This is a genomic window from Rudaea cellulosilytica DSM 22992, from assembly GCF_000378125.1.
In the GTDB taxonomy this organism is placed as follows: domain Bacteria; phylum Pseudomonadota; class Gammaproteobacteria; order Xanthomonadales; family Rhodanobacteraceae; genus Rudaea; species Rudaea cellulosilytica.
On the sequence record NZ_KB899241.1, the window covers coordinates 740,679 to 762,376 of the forward strand.

Annotated in this window: 19 protein-coding genes; 9 read left to right on the forward strand and 10 right to left on the reverse strand. The window is 63.1% G+C overall.

Features of this window, described 5'->3' with window-relative positions:
- Nucleotides 1-2 precede the first annotated feature (2 nt).
- Entirely contained in the window at nt 3-749 is a 747-nt protein-coding gene (locus tag F455_RS19615) for a type 1 glutamine amidotransferase (protein WP_018971847.1), read from the reverse strand.
- Nucleotides 750-810: 61 nt separating this feature from the next.
- Nucleotides 811-1,635, reverse strand: a complete 825-nt coding sequence (locus tag F455_RS0103340; protein ID WP_018971848.1) for a DUF481 domain-containing protein — start codon at nt 1,633-1,635, stop codon at nt 811-813.
- 289 nt (nt 1,636-1,924) lie between these two features.
- Here F455_RS0103340 and F455_RS0103345 point away from each other — a divergent pair, with 289 nt between their 5' ends.
- The 4 genes from F455_RS0103345 (at nt 1,925) to F455_RS0103360 (ending at nt 5,039) form a co-directional block, all read left to right on the forward strand.
- Entirely contained in the window at nt 1,925-2,911 is a 987-nt protein-coding gene (locus tag F455_RS0103345) for a helix-turn-helix transcriptional regulator (protein WP_018971849.1), read from the forward strand.
- Nucleotides 2,908-3,906 (forward strand): patatin-like phospholipase family protein, encoded by a 999-nt coding sequence (locus F455_RS0103350; RefSeq protein ID WP_018971850.1) that lies wholly within the window; start codon nt 2,908-2,910, stop codon nt 3,904-3,906. The genes F455_RS0103345 and F455_RS0103350 overlap by 4 nt, the downstream gene beginning before the upstream one ends.
- Before the next feature lie 132 nt (nt 3,907-4,038).
- Complete coding sequence (locus F455_RS0103355) at nt 4,039-4,350, forward strand: YXWGXW repeat-containing protein (RefSeq protein WP_026293026.1); 312 nt, start codon at nt 4,039-4,041, stop codon at nt 4,348-4,350.
- A 353-nt stretch (nt 4,351-4,703) separates the two neighbouring features.
- Nucleotides 4,704-5,039 (forward strand): DUF1820 family protein, encoded by a 336-nt coding sequence (locus F455_RS0103360; RefSeq protein ID WP_018971852.1) that lies wholly within the window; start codon nt 4,704-4,706, stop codon nt 5,037-5,039.
- A 20-nt stretch (nt 5,040-5,059) separates the two neighbouring features.
- Here F455_RS0103360 and msrA read toward each other — a convergent pair whose 3' ends face one another.
- The 6 genes from msrA to F455_RS0103395 form a co-directional block, all read right to left on the reverse strand.
- A complete protein-coding gene (gene msrA, locus F455_RS0103365) occupies nt 5,060-5,638 on the reverse strand; it encodes a peptide-methionine (S)-S-oxide reductase MsrA (RefSeq protein ID WP_051084150.1) in 579 nt (192 codons plus the stop codon).
- Nucleotides 5,639-5,827: 189 nt separating this feature from the next.
- Nucleotides 5,828-7,573, reverse strand: a complete 1,746-nt coding sequence (locus F455_RS19620; RefSeq protein WP_169337280.1) for a peptide-N4-asparagine amidase — start codon at nt 7,571-7,573, stop codon at nt 5,828-5,830.
- Between the two features lie 274 nt (nt 7,574-7,847).
- Nucleotides 7,848-8,171, reverse strand: a complete 324-nt coding sequence (trxA, locus tag F455_RS0103380) for a thioredoxin (RefSeq protein WP_018971856.1) — start codon at nt 8,169-8,171, stop codon at nt 7,848-7,850.
- A gap of 22 nt (nt 8,172-8,193) precedes the next feature.
- Nucleotides 8,194-9,036 (reverse strand): TSCPD domain-containing protein, encoded by an 843-nt coding sequence (locus F455_RS0103385; protein ID WP_026293028.1) that lies wholly within the window; start codon nt 9,034-9,036, stop codon nt 8,194-8,196.
- 111 nt (nt 9,037-9,147) lie between these two features.
- Nucleotides 9,148-9,771, reverse strand: coding sequence for a hypothetical protein (locus F455_RS21790; protein ID WP_018971858.1), 624 nt, complete (start codon nt 9,769-9,771; stop codon nt 9,148-9,150).
- Between the two features lie 222 nt (nt 9,772-9,993).
- Nucleotides 9,994-12,141: an adenosylcobalamin-dependent ribonucleoside-diphosphate reductase gene (locus tag F455_RS0103395; protein WP_026293029.1), complete on the reverse strand. Its 2,148-nt coding sequence runs from the start codon at nt 12,139-12,141 to the stop codon at nt 9,994-9,996.
- Nucleotides 12,142-12,807: 666 nt separating this feature from the next.
- Here F455_RS0103395 and F455_RS0103400 point away from each other — a divergent pair.
- The 3 genes from F455_RS0103400 to F455_RS0103410 all read left to right on the forward strand — a co-directional run bounded on the left by F455_RS0103400 (nt 12,808) and on the right by F455_RS0103410 (nt 16,175).
- Nucleotides 12,808-14,226 (forward strand): DegQ family serine endoprotease, encoded by a 1,419-nt coding sequence (locus F455_RS0103400; RefSeq protein WP_245539932.1) that lies wholly within the window; start codon nt 12,808-12,810, stop codon nt 14,224-14,226.
- 65 nt (nt 14,227-14,291) lie between these two features.
- A complete protein-coding gene (locus F455_RS19630) occupies nt 14,292-15,431 on the forward strand; it encodes a substrate-binding domain-containing protein (protein WP_169337281.1) in 1,140 nt (379 codons plus the stop codon).
- 18 nt (nt 15,432-15,449) lie between these two features.
- The gene (locus tag F455_RS0103410) at nt 15,450-16,175 is read left to right on the forward strand and encodes an HAD family hydrolase (RefSeq protein ID WP_018971862.1); all 726 of its coding nucleotides are present in this window, start codon (nt 15,450-15,452) and stop codon (nt 16,173-16,175) included.
- A 13-nt stretch (nt 16,176-16,188) separates the two neighbouring features.
- Here F455_RS0103410 and F455_RS0103415 read toward each other — a convergent pair whose 3' ends face one another.
- Nucleotides 16,189-18,363 carry a S9 family peptidase gene (locus F455_RS0103415; protein ID WP_018971863.1) on the reverse strand — a complete coding sequence of 725 codons (2,175 nt, stop codon included), beginning with the start codon at nt 18,361-18,363 and terminating at the stop codon, nt 16,189-16,191.
- 139 nt (nt 18,364-18,502) lie between these two features.
- On the opposite strand from F455_RS0103415, the gene F455_RS0103420 reads away from it, so the two are divergent.
- Complete coding sequence (locus F455_RS0103420; RefSeq protein WP_018971864.1) at nt 18,503-19,132, forward strand: TIGR00645 family protein; 630 nt, start codon at nt 18,503-18,505, stop codon at nt 19,130-19,132.
- Between the two features lie 75 nt (nt 19,133-19,207).
- Here F455_RS0103420 and F455_RS0103425 read toward each other — a convergent pair whose 3' ends face one another.
- Nucleotides 19,208-19,642, reverse strand: coding sequence for a GNAT family N-acetyltransferase (locus F455_RS0103425; protein WP_018971865.1), 435 nt, complete (start codon nt 19,640-19,642; stop codon nt 19,208-19,210).
- A 341-nt stretch (nt 19,643-19,983) separates the two neighbouring features.
- Between F455_RS0103425 and F455_RS0103430 the strand changes: the two genes are divergently transcribed.
- Nucleotides 19,984-21,468 (forward strand): RimK family alpha-L-glutamate ligase, encoded by a 1,485-nt coding sequence (locus F455_RS0103430; protein ID WP_018971866.1) that lies wholly within the window; start codon nt 19,984-19,986, stop codon nt 21,466-21,468.
- Nucleotides 21,469-21,698: the final 230 nt, after the last annotated feature.

Here is a 21,698-nt window from a genome sequence, read left to right on the forward strand (position 1 = left end):
CGTTACGCCGCGGCAAACCGGCGCCTGCGCGCGGGCGTGCCGATCAGGTCGAGGAAGTTGTTGAACACGGCGTGCGCCCTACCCTGCATCGCTTCGATGCGGGCGAAGGTGTCGGCGCGGATCGAATCGGCGTTGCGGCCGAGGCCAGCAGCGATCAGTTCGTCGCGATAGTTCGGCAGGTTGAGCCAGCGTTCAATCAGCGGCTTGTCCATTTCGAGATGGAACTGGAAGCCGTAGGCATTGTCGCCGTGGCGGAACGCCTGGTTTTCGCAGGTGTCCGTACGCGCGAGATGCGCGACCCCTGCGGGCAGCGAAAACGTGTAGCCGTGCCACTGGAAAATCGGGGCGATGTCGCCGAGCGGCGCAAAGACGGGATCGCTGCGGCCCGCGGCAGTCGTCGCCAGATCGTACCAGCCGATTTCGCTGACGTGATGGCGCCGCACTTCGCCACCGAGCGCATGCGCGAGTAGTTGCGCGCCAAGGCAGATGCCGAGCACGGGCTTGCCCTGCGCCAGCGCCTCGCGGATCGCCGCGATCTCGGTTTGCAGATGCGGCCGCGCGTCGCGATCCTCGACGTTCATCGGGCCGCCGAGCACGATCAGGCCCTTGTAGCGGTCGAGCCGCGGCTTGGCCTCGGGCTGGCGTTCGAAGTTGACGAACTTGACCCGATGCCCGCGCTGCCGGATCAGCGGGTCGAGCGTGCCGAGCGGTTCGGCGGCAACGTGCTGGAAAACCAGGATGCGGGACATGTCTGCAAAAAAACGGGCTCGCGAGAGCCCGTTTTTTACTTGAATCGACCCACGCTGTCGATCAGAAGCCGTAGACGAGGTTGGTCGTCAACAGCTGGTCGGTCTTGTGGGTGAAGCCAGAGAGCGCCGGAATATCCGTGTTGTGGCGGACCTGGTAGCCCGCCTTGAGCGCGAGCTTGTCACTCATCTTCACCTGCAGGCCGAGATCGTTCTGCAGATAGGTGTTGTTGCTGCCGGCTTCGACGAGGAGCGTGTCGACCAGCGAGGTCGACTCGTTGAAGTTGTGCTTGTAGTTGACGAGGCCGCGCGCGACCACGTAGCTGTCCGAATCGGCCTTGAGGTAGACCGGCGGCGTGAGGCTGTAGTCATACGCACCCTTCGGCTGCTGCACCTTGTAACCCGGGCCGATTTCGGCGGACAACTCGTCCGACGCGTTCTTCAGGAACTGATAACCGTAGCCGAGCGATGCGGTGTACTGATACTGATACGGCGAGAACGCATCGTGCTCGTAGCGCAGCGCGCCGACGATGTAGCTGCGATCGTCGAACTTGTAGCCGGCCGAAGTGCCGGCCGCGTAGCGGTTCGCGGTCAGGTCGTACTTGGTCGTGTTCTGGATCACGGGATTGCCCGCGCTGTCGGTGCCGATCGTCGTCGAGGTGACGCTCGCCTTGTTGCGCTGGGCCTCGAGGAAAAAGTCGTACTTCCACAGATCGTCTTCCTTCTTCAGCGTCAGCTTGGCATTGACGTTCTCCGACTTGGCGTTGCCGTTAGCGAGCGCAAGACCGGCTTCGCCGCTGCCGTGCCAGTTGCCGTCGTTCTCATCCGCCGCGTGGGCAGCGAAGGGAAGAGCTAGCGCCAGCGCGCAGGCGAGAATGGTCTTATTCATGTGGATCTCCTTGTTACGTGAGCGGTTTCGATAAAGGGCGCGCATTATGTCCCACGATGTCGGCTTCGAACCCGCGTCAGCTTCCGTTCATTCAGGTATACATCAGAAAAAAGTTAATTTGTATTTTTTTGGATAAATATACAATTTGTATTTGTATCCTTTTCTCGCGAATAGTTCATAGGCTGCCGGCCACACCAAGACTGGGAGGATGACCGCAGCAATGCGCCTGCGCCAGAGCGGATTCCGCGGCGCCACACCAGGAATTCGCGAGTTCGCGTACCATAGCTGCATGGACCGCTACGAACGCATTCTGACCCTGCACCGTATCCTCAAGTCGGCGCGCCGGCCGGTACCGCTGTCGCGCCTGCTCGACGAGCTCGAATGTTCGCGCGCGACGGCGTACCGCGACATTGCCTTCCTGCGCGACGCGCTCGGCGCGCCGATCGAGAGCGACGGCGAGAACGCCGCCTACAGCTACGCGGTCGAGGAAGGCGAGCGCTTCGAGTTGCCCGGCCTGTGGCTGACCAGCGAGGAACTGCAGGCCCTGCTTGCGCTCAACGAGCTGATCGGCCGCACCGGTCCGGGCGTGCTCTCCTCGGCACTCGCACCGTTCCGTTCGCGCATCGACAAGCTGTTGACCAACCAGGCCGACGGCACCATGCGCAAGGCGCCGCTCGAGCGCATCCGCGTGATCGGCTACGGCACGCGCAAGGTCGACGAGGCGACGTTCCGCCATGTCGCCAGCGCCGTGCTCGAGCGCAAGCGGCTCCGCTTCAGCTATCGCGCGCGTTCGACCGATCAGGCGACCGCGCGCTCGGTCTCGCCGCAGCGCCTCACCCACTACCGCGACAACTGGTACCTCGACGCCTGGGACGAAAGCCGCGACGGCCTGCGCAGTTTCGCCGTCGACCGCATCAAGGACGCGCAGGTGCTCGATGCGCCGGCAATCGATCGCGACGAAGAGGAACTCAACAAGCACCTCGCCTCGAGCTACGGCATCTTCTCCGGTGCGCCGAAGAACTGGGCGACCGTGCGTTTCTCCGCGCATGCCGCGCGCTGGGTTGCCGACGAGCACTGGCATTCGCAGCAGCAGGGAACCTGGCTCAAGGACGGCCGCTACGAGTTGAAATTGCCGTACAGCAATTCGAAAGAACTGCTGATGGACGTGCTCAAGTACGGCCCCGACGCGGAAGTGATCGCGCCGCTGAGCTTGCGCGAGGAAATGAAGATCCTGCTGCAGCTGACGATCGGCGGCTATGCGGGAGCGCCTGCGTGAACGCCGCGCGCGCCGCACCGACCGTCTCGCTCGTGCTCGGTTCCGGCGGCGCGCGCGGCTACGCGCACATCGGCGCGATCGAGGAGCTGCACGCGCAGGGCTACGACATCCGCAGCATCGCCGGCTGCTCGATGGGCGCGCTGGTCGGCGGCGTCTACGCGGCGGGCAAGCTCGACGAGTACCGCGACTGGTCGCGCACCTTGCAGCGTCTCGACGTGCTGCGCCTGCTCGACTGGACGCTGTCGGGCGGCGGCTTCATCAAGGGCGACCGCGTGATCGGCCAGATCAGGAACCTGATCGGCGAGGTGCGCATCGAGGAACTGCCGATCAGCTACACCGCGGTCGCGACCGATCTTTACGCACAACGCGAGGTGTGGTTCTCGCGCGGGCCGCTGTTCGATGCGATCCGCGCCTCGATCTCGATCCCGACCGTGTTCCGCCCGCACCACTATGAAGGGCGCACGCTCGTCGACGGCGGCCTGCTCAATCCGGTGCCGGTCACGCCGACCCTGCGCGACCTCACCGATTGCACGATCGCGGTCGACGTCAATGGTCCGGACGAAGATCCGACCGGCCGGCCGGTCATCGCGGCGGGCGATGCGACGTTCGGCGACATGGAGGAGGCGCTCGCGGCGAACGAGCACGTCGAGGCGACACCGGCGCCCGCCAACGAGACCGCTGGCGCGCTGACGACATCGCGGCGCAAGATCGCCAGCTTCATCGACGGCCTCATCGAAAAACGCGAAAAGCGACAAGCCGAGCGCGCCGCCGACCCGGGTGCGCTCGAGCTGTTCGCACGCACGCTCGACGTGGTCCAGCAGACGGTGACTCGCTACAAGCTCGCCGCGCAGCCACCCGACCTGATTGTGCGCGTGCCGCGCAATGTCTGTGCGTTCTACGAGTTCCATCGCGCCGACGAACTGATCGAACTCGGCCGCAAGTACACGCGCGAAGCACTCAGGCACTGGCAGGTGCCGGCGCGGCGCCGGTCTTGAGAGCCGATCTGAGCCAACGATTTCTGAACGGTGTAGTACGATTCAGGTCAACGTTCATCTCCGCAGCGCATTATCGTTAGCAAACCCCGTCCGCACCGACAGGGTTCGTTCCGACCAAGAGGAGTGATCGAAATGCGTATTCACACCACCATTCTTGCCACTGCCCTCGCCGCCGGCGCAGCGCTCGCGCTGGTGGCGCCCACCGCCGAGGCGCGTGTCTACGTCGACATCGCCGTCGCACCACCGCCGCCACGCGTCGTAGTCGCGCCGCCGCCGCGCGTCGGCTATGTCTGGGCACCCGGTTACTGGTACTGGAGCGGCCGCAGACATGTATGGCACGACGGCTACTGGATGCGCGAACGCCGCGGCTATCACTGGGTCGGTCCGGCGTGGGAACCGCGCGGTCCGCGTTGGCACTACGCGCCGGGCTACTGGGCACGCTGAGCCGACCACAAACCGGTACAACCGTGTCGTCCGGACCCCGGCCCCCGCCGGGGCCTTGCACGCCGCAATAAAAACGGCCCGCTGGGGAGAGCGGGCCGTTAGGGGTCGCAATGCAGAGGCCGGGGGTAGCGGCCTGGGGAGTCCTGCATCACGGGAGTGACGATAGCCCGGACAAGCTTACAAAAGCCTGACGACAGCGTAAGGGTTACGCGAATTCCTGAAATTCCTTCGTCTTCCTACCGCGTTCGCGATTCCGTCACCCTCCAGCACATTGTCCAAGCGTCGGAAATGCCGAACCGGATGAGAGCTATTGCCGACGATCGCTCCGCTGCCGCTCATGCGAGAATGCGCGCATGAAGAGCAACAAAAAACTGTTCAAGGTCACTTTCCTGAGCCAGGGCAAGGCTCTGGAGCTCTACGCACACCATGTCGCGTCGAGCGCGCTGTGGGGTTTCACCGAGGTCGGCGACATCGTCTTCGACCAGCAGCAGGAAGCCCTGGTGATCGACCCGACCGAGGAGCGCTTGCGCGAGGAATTCGGCAACACGCGCGTACTCCACCTGCCGATCCAGTGCATCGTGCGCGTGGAAGAGGTGCAGAAACGCGAGCCGCTGGTGATCCGCGATGCGGCCAGCGGCGAGAAAGTGGTGACGCCGTTTCCGATGACTACGCCGCTGCGCAAGCCATAAGCGCAGCAGATGGCGATTGCCTACTTCAGGAAGTCGTGGAACTTCTTGCGGAACTTGGCCACCTTCGGTGCGACGACGAGCTGGCAGTACGGCTGTTCGCCGTGCAGTTTGAAGTATTCCTGATGGTAGTTCTCGGCCTTGTAGAACACCGTGAATGGCTTGACCTCGGTGACTATGGTCCCGTTCCACTCGTGGCTGTCGGCCGTTTCCTTGATCGCCTTCTCGATCGTCGCCTTCTGCGCATCGTTGCGGTAGAACGCGACCGAGCGGTACTGCGTGCCGACGTCGTTACCCTGGCGGTTAAGCGTGGTCGGATCGTGGATCGTGAAATACGCGCGCAGGATCGTGTCGAGCGTCACCACGTTCGGATCGAACGTGATCTGCACGACTTCCGCGTGACCGGTATTACCGTCGGACACCTGTGCATAGGTCGGATTGGCGAGATGGCCGCCGGCATAGCCTGATTCGACCTTGCTGACGCCCTTGAGGCCCTCGAACACTGCTTCCAGACACCAAAAACAGCCGCCGCCTAGCGTGATCGTGTCGGTGGACGAGGATGTGGGCGCGGCATTCGCGCCGGCCGCGAGAACTGTCGACATGAGAAGCCCCAGAACGGTGAGGAATCGATAAAACATAAGGAAATCCACTGATTCGGTCTGCCCAATAGACGCGGCGAGCGCGGCAAACCTTACAGCTGGGATTTTATGTTCTGCCGATATGGTGCCCGTTCGGACTCAGCGCAAGCGTAGCCCGGACAGGCACAGGTCCTGTCCGGGCACAACGAACGATCAAGGCAACAGTTTCACCGTGGCGCCCCAGGCATTGGAGACGAACTTGGCGAACTGGTCATGCCAGCTGAGCTGGTTGTGGCCGCCCGGGCAACCGGCACCATCGGTGACGGCGGTCAGCAGGCGATCCTGCGCTTCGACCTTGCGGCTGTAGCAAGCGCCGAACGGATCGGCGTAGGTGTAGGTCTGCGAGGCGGTCGCCGGAGTGGTAACCAACGCGCCGCTAGCGTCGTAGTTGCGCGTGACCGTGGTAACGACGTGGTTGTCGCGCGTCGCGGTCTTGATCGCATTGCCGCTCACGCCCGCATCGACCCGCTGCTGAAACTCCTGGTCGGCGAAGCTGTGCAGCGTCGCCGAACCATCGGCGGCCGTGATGTAGTCGTAGTCGAACGTCAACGGGTAGCTGCGCACTTCATGCAGCGTTTGCGTGCCGCCCTTGCCTTTGCCGTTGCCCTGCGTACGCGTGGTGAGCGTGTCGATATCGGTGCGCTGCACGGTGTCCTGCTGGTAGACGGTATTCGAGGTCGCCAGCTGCTGCACGCTCGAGAACGCGATCTTCGAATCGATCTGCGTGGTCACCGCGCCATGCGAGGTGTTCGCCGTGCCGGTGATCGTGTAGCTGCGGTTGGACGTCACCGAGACCGAACCGGAAGCCGAGCCATCCGGCGCGCTGGTGACATTCTCGACAACGTTGACGACCGGCGTCGCGCTCAGCGTATTCGTCGTCACGCTGCCACTGACCGTGCTCGCGCCGGCATCCAGATACAGCAGCAGATTCGCCGCGGTGGCGAAATAGTTGGCCGCGTTGTAGACGCTGATCGCCACCGTGTGCGCGCTACCGTCGCCGAGCACGCCGACGAACGGCGTCAGGTCGAGGCGGTAAGGCTCAAACGAAAGCGTCTGCACGCCGGGAATCGGACGCCACAGGATCGGATCGGCGCCGCCCGTGTAGATCCACGGATATATCGGCGAAATACCGGCGGGCTGCCCGTCGATCGTCACCAGCGCTTCCTTGAACGCCGTGCTGCCGGTGTCCTGGAATAGCGGCGCGATGTCGTCCGGCAGGTCGAAGAACCAGAACTCGTCGGCGCTTTGGCTCTGCGTGAAGACGTCGAGGTAGGCGCGTTCGATGTTCTTCGGCAGCGCACTGAATGCGGCCGAGAGCTGGTCGCTCGGCTGCGCGAGCGAGGCGATGCCGCCGTTCTGGTTCAGCGAGAGCACCTGGTCGGGCCGCTTGCCGTCGTTGCCGTCGCCGCCCGAATAGAAATACAACGTCGCCGTGCCGGTGATGATGCCGTCGTAGACCACGCCGTTGTACGTGCCGACGAAGTTGCCGAGCTCGGCGTAGCCGCTCTGCGCCTGCGCCAGCAGCGCGCTGTAGTCGGTCAGATCGCGCTCGACATGCCAGGACGTGGTGCCGCCACCCGGAATCGACGGTTCCTGCGTGGTGCCGAAATAAATGACGCTGTTGCCGAGCCAGATTCTCGCGGTGCGATCGTACTGGCGCGTGCCGGTGATGCTGAAGTCCACTGCGAGCACGACTTTTTCCCACGGCCCCGCGCAACCCGCGGCGGGCGTGTAGTCGAACGGCTTGTTGTTGAAATCGGCGAACTGCTGACCGGAGAACAGTGTGACCGTGCACGGTGTGGTCGGTGGCCGCGGAACGAGCGGATCGGCGGTGGCCACATTCCTCGATCCGACGGTCAAGGCCTGCGCTTGAGCCAAGGTCGGCCCGGCGAGTGACACGATTAATGCGGCGGAAAGAAGAATCCGCGAACGAAATACAGAAAACATGATGCCCCCACGGCGACGGTTTGCCCCTGCGCCAGAAGGTGTAGCAGATGGAATCATAATTTTTCGTAAATTGGATCGATGCAAAGCAGCAAAAATGCGGCTTGCAGCGAGGCAATGAAACAGCGTTTCATGGTCCAGGACGATTGCTGCGGTGTGCCAGTCGACGCGGCCGACAAGACGGTGTCGGGCAAATTCTGGCGCGAGAAATGCGGCGAACGGACGGCGATTACAGCGCCCGTTCCACCATCTGCACGAGCTGCGACTTCGACACAGCGCCGATCTGCGTCGCCGCGACCGCGCCGTTCTTGAACAGCATCAGCGTCGGTGCGGAGCGCACGCGCCAGGTCATCGCGGTGCGCTGATTCTGGTCAATATTGACCTTCACGACTTTGACCTTGCCGGCATAGTCATGTGCGACATCTTCAAGCATCGGCGCAATCATTTTGCATGGCGCGCACCACTCGCCCCAGAAGTCGACGAGCACCGGCGTGGCGGACTGCAGCACCTGGGCGGCAAAATCCGCATCGGTGGCATGGTTGACCGTGCTCATGACAGTGCGCGGGCGCGACGGCTCAACCGCACTTCGAATAACCGCAGTTGAGGCATGTCGCGCAGCCGTCCATCAAGATAACGGCCTGCGTGTTGCACTTGTTGCACATCGTCGCGCCGGGCGGAAAGGCACTCGTCGCCGGCTCGGTGAATTCGACTTCGGAGGACTTGCGTGCGGATTCGCCGCCGACACCGGCCAGATCGGCGCTCAAGCCCTGCGCTGCGGGCTTGGTTTCGGCCTTCGCCGGCGCGGTTACGTCAGGCTTTTTTTTTGTGTCCTTGCCGGTCGCGCGTGCCTCGTAGGCGGCGCGCTTCTCGGCAATGAGGCGGCGCTGTTCGGGATCGAGTTCGGGATCGTGCAGCAGGCCGATCATCTTCAGGTGCTGCTCGACGATCGCACCGAGCTCGGCGACGATCGAAGGCATGTACACGCCGCCGGCCTTGAAGTAGCCGCCACGCGGATCGAACACGGCCTTCAGTTCGTCGACCAGGAAGGTGATGTCGCCGCCTTTGCGGAACACCGCCGACATGATGCGGGTCAGCGCGACGATCCACTGGAAGTGGTCCATGTTCTTCGAGTTGATGAAAATCTCGAACGGACGGCGCAGCTCGTGCTCGGTGTCCTGATTGAGCACGATGTCGTTGATCGTCACGTACAGCGCGTGCTCGAACAGCGGCGATTTGATCTTGTAGGTCGCGCCGATCAGCGTGTCCGGACGCTCGACCTTCTCGTGCATCTGGATCACTTCGGCCTTGGGCGGCACTTCGATCGCATCGCGCGGATCGGGGCGAACGGTGGGAATCGTGCCGTCGTCGGGCTTGCCGACGCTGTAGCCTTTTATTTTTTTCGAAATCTTGATTGCCATGATGTCGTGTATTTGGGCGTTCATCGGTGAACGCGGAAATCGCGAGCAGCCCTCCATGGCTGCACTTTAGTCAACGACAGCAACGATGCAGAGCATCGCTGCTGCGGATGGTTATTTTTTCTTCGCAGCCTTCTTCGCCTTGGCGGCGACTTCGGCCTTGGACTTGCGCTTCACGTCCATGTTGTGCGCCCGCTTGTAGCTCTGGATGTCTTTGAAGTGACCTTTGGCATCGCGCACCGCATAGAGCTTCTTGCCCTTGCTCGAATACAGCACCGTGCGGTGGGCCTTCTTCTTCGCGGCTTTCTTGACCGCCTTCTTGGCTACTTTCTTGGCTGCTTTCTTTGCGGCTTTCTTCGGCGCGGCTTTCTTCGCGACCTTCTTCGCCGCCTTCTTGGGAGCAGCCTTTTTGGCGGCCTTCTTTGCCGCTTTCTTGGCAGCCTTTTTCGGCGCCGCTTTCTTCGCAACCTTCTTCGCCGCCGCTTTGACCGTCTTCACCGCCGCTGCAGCTTTCTTCGCCACGGCCTTCTTCACCGCGGCAGCCTTCTTCACCACCGCGTTCTTCGCCGCGACCGCACTATTGCCTGCCGCCGCCGCAGTGTTGACCACAGCGGTCTTCACCTCGGCCACGACCGCGCCAGTGCGCTCGACGGCGGCCTGGCCGACTTCCTGCGCTTTCTCTACGACGGCTTCGACCGCATTGCTCGCGGCTTCGCCTATGGACTCAACGCTCTGCATAAATCCCTCCGGTTACGTAAGCACTAGACCCAAGTTTTTCACCGCAACAACGCCGAACGACAGGATCGGATTCGGTTCTGCGAATTTACCCTTTGCGCGGCGCGGTGCAAGTGCTTTTTTCGTACCGCTGGAAGACGCCCCGGAGTCAGCCGCAGCCATTCAAGGCACGTCGGCCAAACTCAGAACTTGCCGTGAGCCCTCACCTCGGAGTCCGCTTCAACTTCAGAATTTGCCGTAGTAGCCCTCTTTAAGCGCATCGAACAGGTTGGCGGCGGTGTGCGTTTCGCCGTCGTATTCGATTTCCTCGTTGCCCTTGACCTCGACCACACTGCCGTCCTCGAGCTCGAAGCGATACAAGGTGTTTTCCAGGTCCGACTCCTTGACCAGCACCCCCTGGAACGCGGCCGGGTTGAAACGGAATGTGGTGCAACCCTTCAGGCCCTGCTTGTGCGCGTAACGGTAGATGTCCTTGAAATCCTCGTAGGGGTAGTCGGTCGGCACGTTCGCGGTCTTCGAGATCGACGAGTCGACCCACTTCTGCGCGGCGGCCTGGATATCGACGTGCTCGGTCGGGGAGACGTTGTCGGCAGCGATGAAGTAGTCCGGCAGCTTGGCCTCGACATCCTCGGTGAAGGGCATGGCCTTGGCATTGATCAGCTCGCGGTAGGCGAGCAGTTCGTAGCTGAACACTTCGACCTTTTCCTTGCTCTTCTTGCCCTCGCGAATCACGTTGCGGCTGTAGTGATGGGCGAAGCTCGGCTCGATGCCGTTCGAGGCGTTGTTCGCCAGCGACAGCGAGATCGTGCCGGTCGGCGCGATCGAGGAATGGTGGGTGAAGCGCGCGCCGATCTCGGCCAGCTCGTTGACCAGCTCGGGCGCGACTTCGGCCACGCGCTGCATATAGCGGCTGTACTTGGCATGCAGCACGCGGCCCGCGATCTTGTCGCCGGCCTTGTAGCCGTCACGCGCCATTTCCGGGCGCTCGCGCAGCATCTTCGCGGTGACCTCGAATTCCTGCGTCATGATCGGCGCCGGACCCTTTTCCTTGGCCAGCGAGGCCGCGACTTCCCAGCCGGCAATCGCCATGTCGCGTGCGATCTGTTCGGTGAACTCGCACGACTCCGGCGAGCCATACTTCATCTTCAGCATCGTGATCGTCGAACCCAGGCCGAGGAAGCCCATGCCATGGCGGCGCTTCGACATGATTTCGTTGCGCTGCTGTTCCAGCGGCAGGCCGTTGATCTCGACCACGTTGTCGAGCATGCGCGTGAACACGCGCACGACTTCCTTGTATTCGTCCCAGTCGAAACGCGCTTTCGGGCCGAACGGATCGCGCACGAACGTGGTGAGATTCACCGAGCCGAGCAGGCAGGAGCCGTACGGCGGCAGCGGCTGCTCGCCGCAGGGATTGGTCGCGCGGATGTTCTCGCACCACCAGTTGTTGTTCATCTCGTTGACACGGTCGATCAGGATGAAACCCGGCTCGGCGTAGTCGTACGTCGAGGTCATGATCATGTCCCACAGGTGCTTGGCACGGATGTGGCCATAGATCTTGCACGCGACGAGGCCATCCTCGCGCGTGACGTAGTTCTTCGTCGTCGGCCAGTCGCGCCAGATCACCTTGGCCGGATCGGCGAGGTCGATTTCGTCCCTTTCCTTGATGTTGACCGGGAACACGAGCGGCCAGTCGGCATCGTTCTCGACTGCCTGCATGAAGCCATCGGTGATCAGCAGCGACAGGTTGAACTGGCGCAGGCGTCCGTCTTCGCGCTTGGCGCGGATGAAATCCTTGACGTCGGGATGGCCGATCTCGAACGTGCCCATCTGTGCGCCGCGCCGGCCGCCCGCGCTGGACACGGTGAAGCACATCTTGTCGTAGATATCCATGAACGACATAGGGCCGGACGTGTACGCGCCCGCACCCGATACGTAGGCGCCGCGCGGGCGCAACGTCGAAAATTCGTAGCCGATGCCGCAGCCGGCCTTCAGAGTCAGGCCCGCTTCGTGGACTTTTTCGAGAATGCCGTCCATCGAGTCCTCGATCGTGCCCGAGACGGTGCAGTTGATCGTGGACGTGGCCGGCTTGTGCTCAAGCGCACCGGCGTTCGAGGTGACGCGCCCGGCCGGAATCGCGCCGCGGCGTAGCGCCCAGAGGAAGCGCTCGTACCAATATTTCTGTTTCTCCGGTGTCGCTTCCGGCTCGGCGAGAGCGCGCGCGACGCGCTGGTAGGTGTGGTCGATGCTCGCGTCGACCGCTTCGCCCTGCTTGGACTTCAGGCGGTATTTCTTGTCCCAGATGTCGTAAGAAGCCGGTTGCAGCGGGATCGTCGGCTCACCACGATCCAAGGCTTCAACACGTACGGTACTCATGGTTGGATTCTCTCCCGGCTTGTTATGGTTGCGGCATCCTGCGCAGCGGCGACTGGTCCAAACTTATTGACTCCACCACCGCGCTTTCGTTGCCCGTTCTTGCGCATCTGCCCGGATTGCGTCCTTCCGGGACTTTTCTGATGCGCTGAATCGGGGCCGTCCTTGGCCCTAAGAAACCCTGAACTCATTCAGGATTTCGGGGGAAAACTCCCCCTCTGGCGCCCTTTCCGGTCTTCCCGGCCTTGGCACTCCTGATTTGCTTTTTGAATTGTCGCGTCTGTTGCCCCGTCCAGCGCTCGGAGGCGCTGTCTTGCACTTTTGTTACCTTCGCCTCGAACCCAAGCTCTTGGGGATACTTTGTAGCAAAGTACACAAGATGTTGTGGCCGCGAGGCGAATGCAAACGTACGCCTCCAAAATTTGCTTGTCAAAGGATTTTTTTAGTTTCGACTAATCAATAACTTATAGCGCTCAATTGTGACAAAGCATGAAATCAATTCTTGCCGGCGCCGAAAACCGCGCCAGAATGCGGTTTCTGCCAACTGCTTGGCTGTTGAAACCGCGAACCGGCGGCCGAATTTGTGGTCTGTCAGCCGAACCCGCCGGCGAAAAATGCGAGCGGAATCGCTCGTTCGACATGCTTCGCGATCACGCACATTGCAAACCGATGAAGGAATCCATGCGCCAATTCTCACATTCCGACCGCCATACCTCGCGTCGGTCCAAAGCTCCCGCTTCCCTGTTCGCCCTGGCGCTCGCCGCGCTGTGCTGCATTCCGGTCAGCCGCGCCGCATTGCCGGTCGCGGTCGACGGCCAAGCGTTGCCGTCGCTGGCACCGATGCTCGAGCGCGTCGTGCCCGCCGTAGTCAACATCAATTCGAAAACGCACGTGCGGGTCAACAACCCGTTCATGAACGATCCGTTCTTCCGTCAGTTCTTCGGCATGCAGAACATGCCGCGCGAGCGCGTCGAGCAATCGCTGGGCTCGGGTGTGATCATCGACGCCGGCAAGGGTTACGTGTTGACCAATAACCATGTGATCGACGGCGCCGATGACATTTCCGTGACCCTGCACGACGGCCGCACGCTCAAGGCCAAACTGATCGGCAACGATCCCGACACCGACGTCGCCGTGGTCCAGATTCCGGCCGACAACCTCGCCGCCTTGCCGCTCGCCGACTCGGGCAAGCTGCGTGTCGGCGATTTCGTCGTTGCGCTCGGCAACCCGTTCGGTGTCGGCCAGACCGCGACCTCGGGCATCGTCTCGGGACTCAACCGCTCCGGCCTGCATGGCCTGGGCATCCAGAACTTCATCCAGACCGACGCATCGATCAACCCCGGCAACTCGGGCGGTGCGCTGGTCAACCTGCGCGGCGAACTCGTCGGCATCAACTCGGCCATCTATTCGCCGTCGGGCGGCAATGTCGGCATCGGCTTCGCCATTCCATCCAACCTCGCCAGCAATGTGATGGGCCAGCTCATCGCCACCGGCAGCGTTCGCCACGGTTCGCTCGGTGCGCAGGCGCAAAGCCTCAATCCGGAGATTGCACGCGCACTCGGCATCAAGGAGGACCAGCAGGGTGCGGTGGTCACCGAGGTTCGCGAAGGCTCCCCCGCCGCGAACGCTGGCCTGCAGGAAGGCGACGTGATCATCGCCGCGAACGGCCGCGCGGTGCTGAACGAGGGCGATCTCTACAACGCCCAGGGTCTTGCCGAGATCGGATCGACGATCGACCTGAAACTGCTGCGCGAGGGCAAACCGATCAGCGTGAGTGCACGCATCGAAGCCGAGAGCGTGGCGAAGAGCGACGGCGCCAAGCTCGATCCGCGCTTGGCCGGAGCGAGCCTTGCCGATCTCAACGACCGCGCGCGCGCCGACGGGCGTAGCGGCGTCAGCGTCACCGGCATCGTACCCGGCAGCCATGCCGCGCAACTCGGACTCAAGGCTGGTGACGTCGTCTTCGGCGTCGGCAACCTGCGCATCAACACGCTCGCCGACCTGACCCAGTTGATGAAGCGCGGACTGCGCCGCGTTCAGCTTGTCGTCGCACGCGGCGGCGAGACCTTCGTCGTGACGCTGCAGTAATGTCCCGTTCGCGCAACTTCGGCGATAATCGGCGTCTGTACCAGAAACGATCGGGTTGCCGCAAAGTGAAAAACGCTAAAAATTATACTTTCTCCACGTTTGCTTTCGCCTTCGGCCTGGCCTGTGCGCTCGGCGCGGCCGTGCCGGCCGATGCCCAGGCACCCGCAGCTGCGGCCAAACCCGCGGCCGCCAAGCCTGCAGCGAAGAAGGCGGCGCCGGTTGCGGCCAAGGCCAAGCTGCCGCCGGGCATCGTCTGGCGCGGCGATCGCGCGACCGAGCGCGCGTTCGTCGCCGACCTGGCCAAGCAGTACGAGCTGTCCAAGCTCGGCAAGGTGACGATGCAGCCGTTCAGCACGATCTCCGGCATCGATGCGGTCAACGACGGCACAGCCGACGTCGCCGGCAGCGCCCGCCCGGCCATGCCGGGTCGTGCCGAGGAGACGAACCTGACCTTCTACCCGGTCGCTTGGGAAGCGATGGTGCCGATCACTTCGCCGAAGAATCCAGCCGACAGCGTCACTCTCAAGCAGCTTTACGACATCTACAGCGGCCAGCTGAAATCCTGGAAGGATCTCGGCGGCGCCGACGAGCCGATCAATCTCTACGCGATCGCTGCGCCGCTCGACGGCGTCGATTACGTGCTGCGCAAGTACATCTACAACAAGGGTGACCAGCCGGTGTGGGCCGGACGCCAGTACATGAACACGGCCAAGCTCGAGGAAGGCGTGACGATCGATCCGCACGGCCTCGGCTTCACCACACTGTCTTCGGTGTGGGGCAACAAGTCGATCAAGATCCTCAAGGTCGAAGGCATCGCGGCGAGCACGGCCACGGTCAAGGACGGCAGCTATCCGCTGTACGCACCGCTCTACCTGGCCGCGAAGAAGGACAGCAAGAACTTCGAAGCGACCGAGAAGTTCATCAACTACGCCAGCTCCGACGCAGGCAAGGCGATCATACGCAAGCACCAGCTCGTGCCGATCGACGACGCGCCCGCGCTGATGACCGAACTCGAAAAGAATTCGGCTTGGGTTTCCGAGCGTGTGGCAGGCCGCGGCGAGCCACGTCCGGTTTCCGCACCGATCGCGACAGCCGACTATCTCATTCGCACCCAACCCAATTCGGTCGAAGCACAGGAAGCCAAGGCGCGCGCCGCCGAAGTCATGGCACAGAAGAAGGCGGCGAAGGGCACGGACAAGCCTTGATCGTTCGGTGACGCGCCGATGAACCCGTTGCGCATCCGCGCGATCACATTCGATCTCGACGATACGCTGTGGCCGATCGCACCGGTCATGCTGCGCGCAGAACAACGCCTCGACAGCTGGCTGCGCGCGCACTGTCCGCGCACCGCCACGGCTTACCCGCTGGAGGCGATGCGTGCGTTGCGCGACCGAGTTGCCGACGAGAACCCGCAACTCGCGCACGATTTCAGCGCGCAGCGGCGACTGTCCTTGCGACAAGCCTTGCTGCCGCACGGCTACCACGACGATCACGTCGACGCCGCCTTCGCCGCGTTCTATGCCGAACGCAATCGTGTGGAGCACTACGCCGATACGCTGCCCGCGCTCGAACGCCTCGGCGCGCGCTATCCGCTCGCGGTGATCACCAACGGCAACGCCGACCTGCACGCGACCGGCGTCGCGGCACATTTTCGCTTCGCCCTGCATGCCGGCGCGTTCGGCGCGGCCAAGCCGGCCGCGGACATTTTCCATGCCGCCTGCGAGCGGTTCGGATTTGCGCCCGAAGAGGTGCTGCATGTCGGCGACGATCCCGAATTGGACGTGATCGGCGCGCATCGCGCAGGATTGCGCAGCGCGTGGCTGCAACGCGGCACGATCAGCTGGAGCAAAGCCTCGCGCCAGTCCGCCGTGCAGCCCGACTGGATCGTGCGCAGCCTGGCCAAGCTGACTGATCTGCTGGCGCCGCCAGCCCGCGTCAGCGCGCGCTGACTAGACCGCGCGGCTATTTCTTTTTTGCGCTGGCCGCCGCGCGCGGCAACTGGTCGAGCATGAATGCGTAGGCCTCGGCCGTTTCGCGCCAGTGCGTGTAGCGCCCGCTCTGGCCGCCGTGGCCGGCTTCCATGTTGACCTTGAACAGCAGCGGGTTCTGGTCGGTCTTCATCGCGCGCAGCTTGGCCACCCATTTCGCCGGCTCGTAGTACTGCACCTGCGAATCGTTGAGGCCGGTGCTGACGAACATCGCTGGGTAAGCCTGCGCCTTGACGTTGTCGTACGGCGAGTAGGCGAGCATGGTCTCGTAGAACTTCGTGTCCTGCGGATTGCCCCACTCGTCGAACTCATTCGTGGTCAGCGGGATCGATTCGTCGAGCATCGTGGTGACCGCGTCGACGAACGGCACCTGGGTGAAGATGCCGCGGTAGTCCTGCGGCGCCATGTTCGCGACCGCGCCCATGAGCAGGCCGCCGGCGCTGCGGCCGAAGGCGAACACCTTGTCCTTCGCCGCGATCTTCTGCGCAACGAGGTATTCGGTGCTGTCGATGAAGTCAGTGAAGGTGTTCATCTTCTTCAACAACTTGCCGTCCTCGTACCAGCCGCGACCGAGTTCGCCGCCGCCGCGGATGTGCGCGAGCGCGACGACGAAACCGCGGTCGAGCAGCGAGACATAGGCTGGACTGAAGTGCGGATCGTACTGTGCGCCGTAGGCGCCGTAGCCGATCTGCAGCATCGGCGCGCTGCCGTCACGCTTGGTGTCCTTGCGATAGGCGAGCGAGACCGGAACCTTCGTGCCGTCGCGGGCGACGGCCCAGACGCGCTCGGTCGTGTAGTTCGCGCGCTCGTAGCCGATCACCGCCTCGCGCTTGCGCTCCTCGCGCTTACCGGTGCGCATGTCGAGATCGTAGACCGTCTTCGGCGTGACCAGCGAGGCGACCTCGTAGCGCAAAACATCGGTGTCGACCTCGCGATTGTCGCCGATCACCATGGCGTAGTCGGCCTCGTCGGTCTCGACCAGCCGCGTCGCACCGTCGCGCCAGGGTTTGATGCGTACGCGCGCGAGGCCCTCGCTGTGCTCGCCGACAACGAGATAGTTGCGAAACAGCGCAATGCGATCGACCGTCGCATCGTTGCGCGCCGCCACGATCTCGCGCCAGCGTTTCTTGTCGCCGACCTGGGCATCGTCGACCTGCATCACGCGATAGTTCTTCACCTGCCAGTTGGTGCGCACCACCCAGCGCCGGTCGATATGCTCGGCGTCGTACTTGAAATCGTGCTCGCGCGGCGCGAGCACCTTGAAGCGCGCCTTCGGTTGGCTCGCCGGGATGAAACGAACCTCGCTCGACAGCGTCGACTGCGAGGCGATCGCGATGAATTTGTCGTCACCCGTGCGCGCCACGTCGAGGTAGTAGCTGTGATCGCGCTCCTCGTAGACGACCGGATCGCGTTTCGGATCGGTGCCGAGCACATGCTTCTTCACACGCACGGTGAGCAGCGTGACCGGATCGTTCTCGACGTAGAACAAGGTGTGGTTGTCGTCGGCCCAGGCCACGGCGCCCGGCGTGTTCGCCAGCGCGTCGGGCAGCAGCTTGCCGCTGGCGAGATCCTTGATGCGGATCGTGAACTGCTGACGGCCAGCCGTGTCTTCGGCATAGGCGATCAGCTTTTCGTTCGGGCTGATCTCGTATTGGCCGATCTGGAAGAAATCATGCCCCTTCGCCAGCGCAGGGCCATCGAGCAACACTTCCTCGCGCGCATCGGGATTGCCGCAGCGGCGCGCATAGACCGCGTATTCCGCGGCTTGCGCATAGCGCGTCTGATACCAGCAGTGGCGGTATTTCGCCGGCGCACTCGCATCGTCCGGGGCAAGGCGCGCGGTGATCTCCTTGTACAGCGCTTCCTGCTGTGCCTGCGTGTGCGCGGTCATTTGCGCGTAGTAGGCATTCTCCGCCTTGAGGTAGTTGAGCACCTCGGGCCGGGTGCGCGTGTCGTCGCGCAGCCAGTAGTAGTTGTCGATGCGCGTGCCGCCCGGCGCGGACACGGGATACGCATGCACCGCGGCGACCGGTGGCTGCGGCGCCGGCGCGGCCGGCTCGCGCGACTGCATCGCGCAGCCGACGAGGACGAGGCCGGCCAGCACGGGCACGATCGAAATGCGAATCTTGCGGGAGGTGATCGCTGACATGGACGGCCCATCGAATTCACGGCGAAGCGGCGATGGTAGACAGGCCGGCGCCGCGAAACAATCCGGCCGGCGCCGCGCTAACGCAAACCAAACATTCGCTCGCTAGAATCGGCGGCCTTTGATCGTTACGGGGTAACCCATGTCGTCGAATCCCACCCAGCGCGGCATGCCGCCGCTGCCACTGCTGATCTTCTCCTCGCGTTGGTTGCAGCTGCCGCTGTACCTCGGCCTGATCGTGGCGCAGGGCGTCTATGTCGTGCTCTTCGTCAAGGAGCTCTGGCACCTGATCGTCGGCGCGGTGAATTTTGGCGAGCAGGAAATCATGCTGATCGTGCTCGGCCTGATCGACGTGGTTATGATCTCCAACCTGCTGATCATGGTCATCGTCGGTGGCTATGAAACCTTCGTTTCGCGCTTGCGCCTGGAAGACCATCCGGACCAACCCGAGTGGCTCAGCCACGTCAACGCCTCGGTGCTCAAGGTCAAGCTGGCGATGGCGATCATCGGCATCTCCTCGATCCACCTGCTCAAGACCTTCATCGCCGCCGGCGCGATCGGTGCGGGCGGCCTGCCGTTCTGTACGCCCGAGGAATTCATGCTGATCAAGGACACCGCGGTCGCCGCACCCCGCTGCACCACGCTCACCCCGACCGGCGTGATGTGGCAGACGATCATCCACTGCGTCTTCATCCTCTCCGCGATCGGCATCGCCTACACCGACAAGATCATGAACGGCTTGGCCGCGCGCAAGACGGCGGAAGCGCACTGAGCGGAAACCGCGCCGCGCCGGCGCACGTCCGCGGCGTTCTGAAGCAAATGCGGAGCGGCAAGCAACGCCTGTCGCTCATGCTTTGTCCGTGAGCCGCTTCTCGTAGCGCCACGCGTCCGCGCCATCCTCGTAGAAACCGGGCTTCTCGCCGAAGCGCTGGAAGCCGAGGCGTTCGTACAGCGCGATCGCGGCCGCGTTGTCCTTGCGCACCTCCAAGCGCAGGCGCGCGCAAGCGCGATCCCGCGCCGTCGCCTCGACTGCGGCCAGCAATGACTTGGCCACACCGCGGCCGCGTGCGCGCTCCGCAACCGCGATCGAGTAAAGCCGTGCAATATCGCTGCCGGCACGATAGAACACGACGGCCTTGCCGAGCAGCCCGCCGGCATCGACGGCGGCGAGCACGGTCGCACTGGTGCTGTGCAGGTGCTGGCGGTATTGTCGCGGCGACAGGTGATCGGTCGTGAATGCGGCGCGCTCGAGTGCGATCAGCGCATCGAGATCGTCGACCATGGCACTACGAATCGAAAAATCGGGGGGCGCGGGGAGCATGCCGCCAGCCTAAGCTACCGATGCCGGACCCGGCAACGGCGTACAGCGATGAATTCGGCGTAAACGATCCGCAATTCCAAATCTTGGTCGGATGGAAGGGCGTCGCACTTGTGTCAAACTGCGCGCCTTCCCACCACGGCGCGCCCCGCCATGTCCGAACCTCCGAGTGCATTTCCAGCGGACTTCCTGCCCGCTCTCAAACGGCAGCCTAGGCCGCGCTTTTCGATATTCTCAGCGGGCTTCCTTGCCTGCTGTAGAGCGGCCGTCGGGGCACACTTTCCAATTTTACTTGCTAACCACGCATGAGCCGCCTCGTCATCGTCGTGGAAAAGGCCTCGGACTGGGGCTCGTACTATCCTTCCGACAACGTCGTCGCAGCGCAGGACTATCTCAAGGAACCGATCGCAGCCGACGACGAGCGCGTGCAGGTGATCAACCTCTGCCGCAGCTACAAATATCTGGGCATCGGCTATTACGTCTCGCTGCTCGCCGAGGCGCGCGGGCACAAGGTGATTCCGTCGGTGCGCACGATCAACGATCTGCGCAAGCGCGCGCTGTATGGCCTCGACATCGAGGATCTGAACCAGAAGCTGATCAAATTCCTGCCCGAGGGCGGACGCGACGCGACCGACTTCGGCGTGCTCGTCTATTTCGGCGAGACCAGCTACGCGGCGCTATCCGATCTCGCGCGCCAGGTGTTCGACACGTTCCCGTGCCCGATCCTGCGCCTCGAGTTCGAGCGCGAGAAGGTCTGGCAGATCGCCGCGATCAAGCCGGCCGGTCTGCATACGCTGACCGACCAGCAGGAAGACTCGTTCGCCGCCGCGCTCGACAAGTTCTCCAAGAAGCTCTGGCGCAAGCCGCGCGCGCGCAAGGCCTATCGCTACGACATCGCGATGCTCGCCGATCCGAACGAGGCGATGCCGCCGTCGAACAAGCGCGCGCTGAAGTCGTTCATCGAGGCCGGCAAGGAAATCGGCATCGAGGTCGAGATCATCGGCAAGAACGACTACTCGCGCCTGGCCGAGTACGACGGCTTGTTCATCCGCGAGACCACCGCGATCGACAACCACACCTACCGCTTCGCCAACAAGGCGGAGAAGGAAGGTATGGTCGTGATCGATGATCCCGGCTCGATCCTCAAGTGCACGAACAAGATTTACCTGCACGACCTGCTCAAGTCGCGCAAGCTGGCCACGCCGAAGACCGAAATCCTCTATCGCGACGACGCGAAAAAGCTCGCCGAACTGCCCGACCTGCTCGGATTTCCGATCGTGTTGAAGATTCCCGACGGGTCTTTTTCGCGCGGCATCGTCAAGGTGGAGACGGTCGAGCAACTGAAGAAGGCCGCCGACGACCTGTTCCAGCACACCGCGCTCGTGCTCGCCCAGGAATTCATGTTCACCGAATATGACTGGCGCATCGGCGTGCTCGATGGCCAGGCGCTGTACGCCTGCCAGTACTTCATGTCGCGCGGGCATTGGCAGATCTACAACCACGGCGCCAATGCGACGCAAAAGTCGGGGGGCTTCAAGACCCTGCCCGTGCGCGACGCGCCGAGCGAAGTGGTCAAGCTCGCACTCAAGGCCACGTCGTCGATCGGAGACGGCCTCTACGGCGTCGACCTCAAGCAGAACGGCGAGCGCATCGTCGTCATCGAAGTCAACGACAACCCTTCGATCGATGCCGGCGTCGAAGACGACTATCTCGGCGAGGACCTCTATCGCCGCATCATGGAAGAATTCCTGCGCCGGCTCGAGCGCAAGCGCCTTGGCATCACCGACTGATCGAGCCGCGATCGGCAAACTAGCTACGGCTGTAGGGACGTCACTCTCTATCTTGGACGCGGCAACTTCCTTTTTGGGGCGCGCAAAGCGCAAGCATGAACGTCCGCTCTCGGCCAGAGCCGGTCAGTTGGCCACTCAAGTTCAGTGTCGAAATGCGGTCGTTCGTCACGGCACGAGGCAAATGGGGCATTATTCGCCGCAGCCGTGGTAGTAGCGCGGCCTCGTTCCAT